Here is a 9503-nt window from a genome sequence, read left to right as displayed (position 1 = left end):
CCGGCCCGGTGCCGCGACAGCGCGGGACCGGGCCGGTGCCGCGCTCAGCCGCCGTGCCGGGCGCGCAGCTCGGTCTTCAGCACCTTCCCGCTCGCGTTGCGGGGCAGTCCGGCCATGAACTCCACGTGTCTGGGGACCTTGTAGTTCGCCATCTCCCGTCGTGACCAGGCGATCAGGTCGTCGGAGGTGAGCGTCGAGCCGGGCCGGCGGACCGCGTACGCCTTGGCCACCTCGCCGAGGCGTTCGTCGGGCACGCCGACGACGGCGACGTCCGCGACGTCCGGGTGCAGGCCGATCAGCTGCTCGATCTCCGCGGGGTAGGCGTTGAAGCCGCCGACGATGAACATGTCCTTGATCCGGTCGGTGATGCGCAGGTTCCCCGCCTCGTCCAGGACGCCGACGTCGCCGGTGCGCAGCCAGCCGTCGGGAGTGATCGCGCGGGCCGTTGCCTCGGGGTCCTCGAAGTAGCCGCGCATGACGTTGTGACCGCGTACCAGTACCTCCCCCGGCTCTCCCGGCGGCGCGAGGACGCGGACCTCCGTGCCGGGTATCGCACGGCCGGAGGTGGCGGCGACGGTGGCGGGGGCGTCGCCCCGGCGGCACATGGTCACGATGCCGCTCGCCTCCGAGAGTCCGTAGGCGGTCAGGACGGTGGGGACGCGCAGCTCGTCGCGGATCCGTTCCACCAGTTCGAGGGGGACCACGGCGGCGCCGGTGACGACGAGCCGCAGTGTGCTCAGGTCGTGCCGGCCGCGTGCCGGGTGGTCCAGCAGCGACCGGTGCAGGGTCGGCGGGCCGGGGAGCACGGAGATGCGTTCCGCGGCGATGTTGGCGAGGACGGTCTCCACGTTGAAGACGGGTTGCGGGACCATCGTGGCGCCGCGGGTGAGGCAGGCGATGATGCCGGCCTTGTAGCCGAAGGTGTGGAAGAACGGGTTCACGATCAGGTAGCGGTCGCCCTCGCGCAGCCCCGCGAGCTCGCTCCACAGGTCGTAGCAGCGCAGCGTCTGGGCGTGCGTGATGACAGCGCCCTTGGGGCGGCCGGTGGTACCGGAGGTGAAGACGAGGTCGGAGGGGTCGTCGGCGGTGACGGTGCCGGCCCGCTCCCGCACCTGCCGTGCGCCGACGCCGTCGCCGCCCGCGAGGAAGTCCTTCCAGGTGCGGTACTCCTGCGGCGCGCTCTCGGCGAGCACGACGACCTGCTCCAGGTCGGGAAGCTCCACGTCGCAGCGGCGCAGGGAGGCGACGTAGGAGGTGCCGAGGAAGGTGCCGGTGACGAAGAGGAGCCTGGCGCGTGAGCGTTTGAGGACGTCGGCCGCCTCGGTGCCCTTGAAGCGGGTGTTGAGGGGGACGAGTACGGCTCCCGCGGTGACGGCGCCGAGGGCGCAGACGATCCAGTCGAGGGTGTTGGGCGCCCAGACGGCGACCCGGTCCCCCTTGCGGACGCCGGAGGCGATGCACGCGGCGGCGGCGCGTTCGACCCGTTCGCCGAGCTCGGCGAACGGGACGCGGGTGCGCCCGTCGACGACGGCCTCGCGTTGCCCGTACCGCAGGGCGGCACTTCGCACCAGCTCCGGGACGGTGCCCCATGCCAGGTCGCCGCGTCGCATCACATGCCTCCCGTACGTCCTCGCGCAGTAGCTGACGGTACGTCAGATTAGCTGTACGCTCCGGCCATGGCGACCCTCAAGGACAAGGCGGCGATAGTCGGGATCGGTTCGACGGCCTTCGCCAGACGACTGCCCGAGTCGGAGAAGACACTGGCCTGCCGCGCGGTCCTCGCCGCTCTCGAGGACGCCGGCATCGCCCCCTCCGAGGTGGACGGCTTCGCCTCGTACACGATGGAGGAGACCGACGAGGTCGAGCTCGCCAAGGCCGTCGGCGCGGGCGACGTCACCTTCTTCTCCAGGGTCGGCTACGGGGGCGGCGGCTCGTGCGCCACCGTCGCGCACCTGGCCGGCGCCGTCGCCACCGGACAGGCGAGCGTCGGGGTGGCCTGGCGCTCGCGCAAACGCGGCTCGGGACCGCGGCCCTGGACGAACACCACGGCACAGCTGCCGACCCCGGCCCAGTGGACCCGTCCCTTCGGGCTGCTGCGGCCCGCCGACGAGATCGGCATGCTCGCCCGCCGCTACATGCACGAGTACGGCGCGACCCGCGACCACTTCTTCAACGTGGCCCTCGCCTGCCGCAACCGTGCCAACCAGAACCCCGCCGCGATGATGTACGAACGCCCGCTCACCCGCGAGATGTACATGACCGCCCGCTGGATCAGCGAACCGCTCTGCCTCTTCGACAACTGCCTCGAGACGGACGGCGCGCTCGCCTGCGTGATCGTGAGCGCCGAACGCGCCCGCGACTGCCGGCACAGACCCGTCTACGTCCACTCCGCCGCCCAGGGCCTGCCCGCCCAGCACCACGGAATGGTCAACTACTGGAACGACGACCCGCTCACCGGCCCCGCCTGGACGGCCGCCCGGCACCTGTGGAAGCAGGCCGACTTCGGGCCGGACGACGTCCATGTGGCGCAGATCTACGATGCGTTCACCCCTCTGATCCCGCTGTCGCTGGAGGGCTACGGCTTCTGCGGGCGGGGCGAGGGCGCGGCCTTCACCGAGGGCGGAGCGCTGGAGATCGGCGGGCGTCTGCCCCTGAACACCGCGGGCGGTGGACTCAGCGAGGCCTACGTGCACGGCTTCAACCTGATCAACGAGGGCGTCAAGCAACTGCGGGGCGCCTCGACGGCCCAGGTGCCGGACGCGCGGACCTGCCTGGTGACAGCGGGCGAGGGCGTACCGACGTCGGCCCTTCTGCTGAGGAGCTGAGATGCTGCGACCGGTCATCGACGACGACGGCGCGCCCTTCTGGAAGTACGCGGCGAGCGGCGAACTGCGCGTCCAGGCCTGCGCCGCACCGGCCTGCGGCGAACCGCGCTTCCCGCCGCGGCCCTGCTGCCCGCACTGCGGGTCCTTCGACAGCGAGTGGCGCCTGATGAGCGGCCGTGGGCGCATCTGGTCGTTCGTTCTCCCGCACCCGCCGCTGCTGCCCGACTACGCCGAACAGGCCCCCTACAACGCGGTCGTCGTCGAGCTGCTCGACGCCCCCCGCATCCGGCTCGCCGGCAATGTGGTCGCCACCCCGGACGCGCCGCTGAACTCCGTCGACCCGGCCCGGCTGCGCATCGGTGCCGGGGTGCGCGTGGTGTTCACCCAGGACGGGCTGCCCCGATGGCGACTGGAGCGCGCATGAGCGTGCGCGTGGAGACCGACGAGGACACCGGCGTCGCCCTGGTCACCCTCGACCGGCCCGCCAGACTCAACGCCATCGACCTGGAGACGGCTGTGGAACTGACGGCGGTGTGGCGGGATTTCCGCCGCGACGACGCGGTCCGGGCAGCGGTGGTCACGGGCGCGGGCACCAGGGCGTTCTGCACGGGCATCGACCGCTCGGCCAAGGTGCCGCAGCCGTCCTCGCCGTACTCCCTCGACGATCCGCTGCTGGAGATCGGCCCCAAGGCGAACGACCTGTGGAAGCCGGTGATCGCGGCCGTCGAGGGCATGGCCTGCGGCGGGGCGTTCTACCTGCTCGGCGAGAGCGAGTTCGTGATCGCCTCGCACGAGGCGACGTTCTTCGACCCGCACACCACGTACGGGATGGTCAGCGCCTACGAGTCCGTCTTCATGGCCCAGCGGATGCCGGCCGGCGAGGTGGCGCGGACGGCCCTGATGGGCACGGCGGAGCGGCTGACGGCACGCCGTGCGTACGAAGTGGGCCTGGTCTCCGAGCTGACGGAGCCCGGCGGCGCGGCGGCGGCGGCGCTGCGGGCCGCGGCGGTGATCGCGTCGTGTCCGACGGACGCCGTCCAGGGAACGGTACGCGCCGTGTGGTCGGCCACCGAGGCGTCACGGTCCCGGGCGCTCGCTCTTGCCCCGCACCTGGTCACGCTCGGCAACCTGCCGCCGCGACGGCAGGCCGAGCTGTTCGAGCAGGGGCGGGGCAAGGGCGGCTTCCGACTGCGTTAGCGCCCCACCGGGGCGCCGTGGCGCCCGCCGGTCAGCTGCGGGAAGCCCGCGAGACCTCGCACTTGGTGTACTCGGAGCCGTCGCCGGAGCCGGTGTACGGGGTGGTGAGCACGGTGGTCTCGGAGGCGCCGGCGGCGACGGCGATCGCCGTCTTGCTCGCGGTGGCCGGGACGGCCGTGCCGCCGACGCCACCGGTGAACTTCATGGTGACGTCGTAGTCGTAGTCCAGCGAGTCACTGTTGTTGATGGTGATCTTCGCGGTGAGTGCCTTCGTCGCGTCGTCGTACATGCACTCGTCGATGGTGATGTCACGCGCGGCCTTGTCGGCGCTGGAACCACCGGTGACGGAGCCACCGCCGGTGCTGCCGGCGCTGTCGTCGTCGCGGTGGCTGCCGCCACTGCTCGAAGAGCTGCTGGAGCTGCTGGAGTTGTCACAGCCACCACCGCCGGAACCACGGGCCCCGGTCAGTGCGACGAGCGCGATTCCGAAGACGGCAATGGCGCGGACATGACGGATCTTCACGTTTCAACCCCCGTTGAAAGTGTCGGCGAATGGGCCCGGTTGACGAGCGCACGTCACCCTAGCAGCGTCATGGGACGCCTCCCGACACGAGAACGCCGACGGCGGTCACCCCCGCGGGGGGACCGCCGTCGGCGTGACAGGACTCGCACCCGGCACCGGGCCGGCAGCTCCGTGGGGCCGTTACTTCGCCGGCTTCTTGCCCGTGATGCCGAGGTGCACCACCAGGGCGAGGTTCGGCTTGAGTTCGGCCTGCTTGACCCCCCAGGTCGTGAAGCCCTTCTGGTGCGAGGCGACCGCGGCCAGCATCGCCACCAGCGATCCGGCCATCGCTCCGGGGCTGACGTCCTTGTCGACCTTGCCCTTGCTCTGGAGCTCCTTGACGGCGTCCGAGAGGGAGTTGGTGACCGAGGTCAGGATCTTCATACGGATCTTGTAGAAACGCTTGTCGCCCTCGGCGGCACCGAGATCGACCACGCGGAGAATGGCGTCGTTGCGGCGCCAGAAGTCGAGGAAACCCTCGACCAGTTCCTCCGCCGTCTGCCAGCCCGCCTTACCGACCCAGGAGCGGCCGGAGACCAGGTCGGTCAACTCGGCGCCCTCCTTGGCCATTTCCTCGGCGATTTCGAGAACGGCGCCCTCGACGTCCGGGAAGTACTGGTAGAACGTCGCCGGGGAAGTGCCCGCTTTACGGGCCACGTCGATGACTTTGACGTCCCGGTACGGCGACGAGCTGAGCATCTCGCTGAGGCAGTCGAGCAGTTTCTGCCGCGTCGCCTGCCCGCGTCGGCCGGCTACCCGGCCGTCGACGGTGCGCACTTGTCCTGTCATGCCGTCAGCTTACCGAGGGGTGATCGGCGCGCGATTCGGCCGACTGCAAATGGGGTGCCGACCACGGACAGCAATAGTGTTATCAACAGGCTGTGGACAACTTCGGTGGACAACTCGACGGGATCGGTCCCGCCGGGAGCACCCCGCATACCCCTTTCGACCGTTCCCCCCTTGCCGGAGCGGCCCATATCACCCATATGTTCGAATTGATTCCGCGCGCCCCGCGTGATGCGCCGTTAGCTTGATGGTGACGGGCACCACACCCAGGGAAGGAATCAGGTCCATGGCCGCATTCGCAGAGGGCACGCCGTGCTGGGTGGACGCATCGCTCCCCGACGTGGAGGCGGGCAAGCGCTTCTACGGCGAGCTCTTCGGCTGGACCTTCACCGAACGGGGCGGCGGCCACGTCGCCGGCGGCACCCGCGGGCGCTTTGCCGACGCCTTCAGCGACGGACGGCTGGTCGGCGCGCTGACTCCCAAGCGGGACGGCCGCATGCCCACCGTGTGGGGCGTCTACTTCGCCACCCCCGACGCCAAGGCCCTCGGCCGGCGCATCGCCGACCACGGCGGCCGAATGATCAACGACCCGCTGCCCGTCGACTCCGCGGGGATCTCCGCCGTCGCCGCGGACCCCGGCGGCGCGGTGTTCGGCCTGTGGCAGGCGGGCACCCGGCAGGGCTTCGAGAAGCAGGGCGAGCCGAACTCGTTCTGCTGGACCGAGGTGTACACCCGGGACCACGAGCGCGCGGACGACTTCTACGAGTCCGTGTTCCACTTCCAGGGCACGGACCTCACCGGCACCATGGCCGGCTTCCGCATGTGGTCGCCGGCCGGTACGGAACCGGGCGAGAGCACGGCCGTCGGCGGACGCAGCGCGATCACGGACGAGTTCCCGCCGGAGATGCCCGACCACTTCCTCGTCTACTTCTGCGTCACCGACTGCGACGCCACGGCCGAGTCCGTCGTCCGCCTCGGCGGCCGGGTCCGCACCGTCCCGTCCGACACCCCGTACGGGCGGATCGCCGTGTTCGGCGACAACCAGGGCGCCACGTTCGCGGTGCTGGCGGAGCCGGACCGGTCGGACGCGCCCGGCGGGACGCAGGAGACCGAGAGCGACGGGACCCAGTCGGAGTCCGGCAGGGGCGGGACGCGAAGGCTGGACCGCGACTCGTCCGACGAGGACGGAGAGGCCGCAAGAAGCGCCTGAGGCGACGATGTGAGCGGCCCCGGGGGGCCGGTCCGCGTATCCCCCACCGGCCGGCGCCTGCCAGGTCCCGGCCGGTGACCACGCTCACAGCGATGCCCGAAACGCGGTGAGACACCCCGATCCGCCCCCGGGTTCGCAACCGTGGCTCCGTACAGGAAGAATCAGGGTGCTCACCGCTGAGGGGCTCGATGGTGAGACCCTGCACGGGGCTGTATGTGACGGGCTCCATTTCGTGGGAGCCCGTACGGGGAGGTGGCACGCAGGTATGGAGCAGCTGACGCAGCACGACCCGAGACGGATCGGTCCGTTCGAGGTGCTGGGCCGGCTCGGTGCCGGTGGCATGGGACTGGTCTATCTCGCCAGGTCGGCGTCCGGCCGCCGGGTCGCGATCAAGACCGTGCGGACCGAGCTCGCGGAGGACCAGCTGTTCCGCGTCCGCTTCACGCGCGAGGTGGAGGCGGCCCGCGCGGTCAGCGGCTTCTACACCGCCGCCGTGGTCGACGCGGACCCGCGCGCCGCGGTGCCGTGGCTGGCCACCGCGTACGTGCCCGCGCCCTCCCTCGAGGAGATCATCAACGAATGCGGGCCCCTGCCCGCCCAGGCCGTCCGATGGCTCGCGGCGGGCATCGCGGAAGCGCTGCAGTCCATCCACGGGGCGGGCCTCGTGCACCGCGACCTCAAGCCGTCCAACGTGCTGGTGGTGGAGGACGGGCCGCGCGTCATCGACTTCGGTATCGCGTCCGGCGTCTCGAACACCCGGCTGACCATGACCAACGTCGCCGTCGGCACGCCCGCCTACATGTCGCCGGAGCAGGCCCGCGACTCCCGCAGCGTGACCGGTGCCAGCGATGTCTTCTCACTCGGCTCCACCCTGGTCTTCGCAGCCACCGGACACGCGCCCTTCCACGGCGCGAACCCCGTGGAGACCGTCTTCATGCTGCTGCGCGAAGGCCCGGACCTCGAAGGGCTCCCGGACGAGCTGCGGCCGCTGATCGACTCCTGCATGCAGATGGAGGCCGGGCTGCGGCCCACGCCCGAGGACCTTCAGGCCCAGCTGGCGCCCCATCTCTTCTCCTCCGGCAGCGACGACAGCGGCACCGCATCCGCCTGGCTGCCTGCCTCGGCCACCACCATGATCGAGACCCGTCGCGGTGGCGGCCGTCCGCAGGCCACGCCCCAGCGCCCCGCGCCCTCGCGCCCCACCCCGCCGCCCGTCCCCCCGGCGCCTCCCCAGCCGCAGTCAGCGCCCCCGCAGTCCATGGCCGCCCCGGTACGGCTGCCCGGCTCCAACGTTCCGATCGGACCCGGACCCCGGGTCGCCGACACCGGCCGCGCCGTGGTCGCGGAGGCCGGACCCGCCACCGGCTGGGTGCGGCCGCCCGGCGGCGCTGTGGCCGCGCCGCCGTCACCCGTCCCGCCGCCCGCGCAGGCGCCGGAGCCCGGTCCCGCCCACTGGCGGCCCTGGCGTTTCCGCATGTCGAACGACGTGTGGGGGACACCGGTCGTCGACGGCGACCTGCTGTACGTCACCTCCTTCGAGGTGCACGCGCTGGACGTGGGGACCGGCCGCCGCCAGTTCAAGACGCGGGACGTGGCCTGGGCGATGGCCGTCGCCGCCGGCCGTATCCACGCCTCCGACGGTCCGACGCTGTACGCGCTCGACGCCGCCACCGGCAACGAACGCTGGCGGCTCCAGACCGACGCCTGGGTGTACTCCCTCAAGGTCGACCGCGGCACCGTCCTCACCGGCACCCGCGGCGGCGGCGTGCAGGCATGGGAGGCCTCCAACGGCGAGAAGCTGTGGGAGATCACCGGCGCCCAGAGCGACTTCGAGACACCGGAGGCCGGCCCCGCGATCTTCGGTGACACGGTGTACGTGTGGAAGGACGCACGGCTGCGCGCCCTCGAGGCCCGCACCGGCGACGAACGCTGGTCGTACCCGATCGGGGACGCCGCCTCCTGCGGGAACGTGCCCGTACGGGTGCAGCCGGCGCCCGACGGCTACGTGTACGTCTGTGCCGGCACGCGGGTGCTCGCCGTCGACATCACGTCCGGACTGGTGCGCTGGCACTTCGAGGCGCCCGCGGTGTTCCTCTCGCCGCCCGCGTTCGCGCCCGGCCCCGCCGTGACCGGCGGCGGCGTGTACCTCGCCGACTACCTCGGCACCGTCTACGCGCTGGACGCCACCACCGGCAAGGACCGGTGGCGCATCGCCACGGAGTCCCGCCAGTCCAGCGAGCCGGTACTCGTCGCGGCCGGCAACGTCCACGTCGGCAGCGGCTCGGCGCTCTACACCCTCGACGCCGTGACCGGCACCCCGATGTGGCGCTTCGCGGCCGGCGGCGAGGTCGTCGGCGCACCGGTCGTCGCCGACGGCCGCGTCCACTTCGGCTCCGCCGACCACGTGCTCTACACGCTCGACGCGAGCGGCGGCCAGCTCCGCTGGAAGCTGGCGACCGGCGGCGAGATCACGGGGTCGCCGGTGGCGCGCAACGGTGTGGTGTACGCGTGCAGCAAGGACCGGTGCGTGTACGCGCTGGACGCGGTGAAGGGGACGGCGACGGGTCGCGGCGCGGCGACGCGCTGACGCGTAGCACCTGCGGCGGGCTTGCCCCCTCCCCGCCCCTTCCCGCAACCGGGCTCCGCCCGGACCCGTACCGCGCTCCGCGCGGCGTTTCGGGGGCTCCTCCCCCTACGCCGTGGCGGCGTGGGGGGGACCCCCACCGGGCCCCCGCGCCTCGAACGCCGGCGAGGCTGGAAAAGCCTCCGCCCGACGAGGTTGATCTCGCTCAGCGAAAATCCAGCCCGCCTGGGGGCACCTCCCACGGCCGCCAGGCCATGGGCGGTAATTGAGGGCACCGCGTGGAGCGCGGTACAGGGTCCGGGGCCTGCCCGCCACGCGGCGGAGCCGCACATCGGCACA

Annotated in this window: 8 protein-coding genes; 5 read left to right on the top strand and 3 right to left on the bottom strand. The window is 72.0% G+C overall.

Annotation, left to right across the window (positions count from 1 at the left end):
- Positions 1-44: 44 nt before the first annotated feature.
- Complete coding sequence (locus ACIPJI_RS16545) at positions 45-1610, bottom strand: FadD3 family acyl-CoA ligase (RefSeq protein ID WP_402246908.1); 1566 nt, start codon at positions 1608-1610, stop codon at positions 45-47.
- 66 nt (positions 1611-1676) lie between these two features.
- On the opposite strand from ACIPJI_RS16545, the gene ACIPJI_RS16540 reads away from it, so the two are divergent.
- Genes ACIPJI_RS16540 through ACIPJI_RS16530 form a run of 3 tightly spaced genes read left to right on the top strand, consistent with a single transcriptional unit; the run spans position 1677 to position 4022 of the window.
- A complete protein-coding gene (locus tag ACIPJI_RS16540; RefSeq protein WP_307706958.1) occupies positions 1677-2825 on the top strand; it encodes a lipid-transfer protein in 1149 nt (382 codons plus the stop codon).
- Between the two features lies 1 nt (position 2826).
- Positions 2827-3249, top strand: a complete 423-nt coding sequence (locus ACIPJI_RS16535) for an OB-fold domain-containing protein (RefSeq protein WP_356618623.1) — start codon at positions 2827-2829, stop codon at positions 3247-3249.
- Positions 3246-4022, top strand: coding sequence for an enoyl-CoA hydratase/isomerase family protein (locus ACIPJI_RS16530; RefSeq protein ID WP_402246906.1), 777 nt, complete (start codon positions 3246-3248; stop codon positions 4020-4022). Before ACIPJI_RS16535 ends, ACIPJI_RS16530 begins: the two co-directional genes overlap by 4 nt.
- Positions 4023-4053: 31 nt before the next feature.
- Here ACIPJI_RS16530 and ACIPJI_RS16525 read toward each other — a convergent pair whose 3' ends face one another.
- Positions 4054-4545: a hypothetical protein gene (locus ACIPJI_RS16525; protein ID WP_402246904.1), complete on the bottom strand. Its 492-nt coding sequence runs from the start codon at positions 4543-4545 to the stop codon at positions 4054-4056.
- Between the two features lie 180 nt (positions 4546-4725).
- Positions 4726-5373 carry a TetR family transcriptional regulator gene (locus ACIPJI_RS16520; RefSeq protein WP_402246903.1) on the bottom strand — a complete coding sequence of 216 codons (648 nt, stop codon included), beginning with the start codon at positions 5371-5373 and terminating at the stop codon, positions 4726-4728.
- A 283-nt stretch (positions 5374-5656) separates the two neighbouring features.
- Between ACIPJI_RS16520 and ACIPJI_RS16515 the strand changes: the two genes are divergently transcribed.
- The gene (locus ACIPJI_RS16515) at positions 5657-6580 is read left to right on the top strand and encodes a VOC family protein (protein WP_402246901.1); all 924 of its coding nucleotides are present in this window, start codon (positions 5657-5659) and stop codon (positions 6578-6580) included.
- A gap of 265 nt (positions 6581-6845) precedes the next feature.
- Positions 6846-9167, top strand: a complete 2322-nt coding sequence (locus ACIPJI_RS16510; RefSeq protein ID WP_402246899.1) for a PQQ-binding-like beta-propeller repeat protein — start codon at positions 6846-6848, stop codon at positions 9165-9167.
- Positions 9168-9503 lie beyond the last annotated feature (336 nt).

Origin of the sequence: Streptomyces sp. NPDC086835 (assembly GCF_044745705.1) — a bacterium.
Classification (GTDB): Bacteria; Actinomycetota; Actinomycetes; order Streptomycetales; family Streptomycetaceae; genus Streptomyces.
The sequence above is the reverse complement of the archived record's forward strand: the minus strand, read 5'-3'. Positions and strand labels throughout refer to the sequence as shown.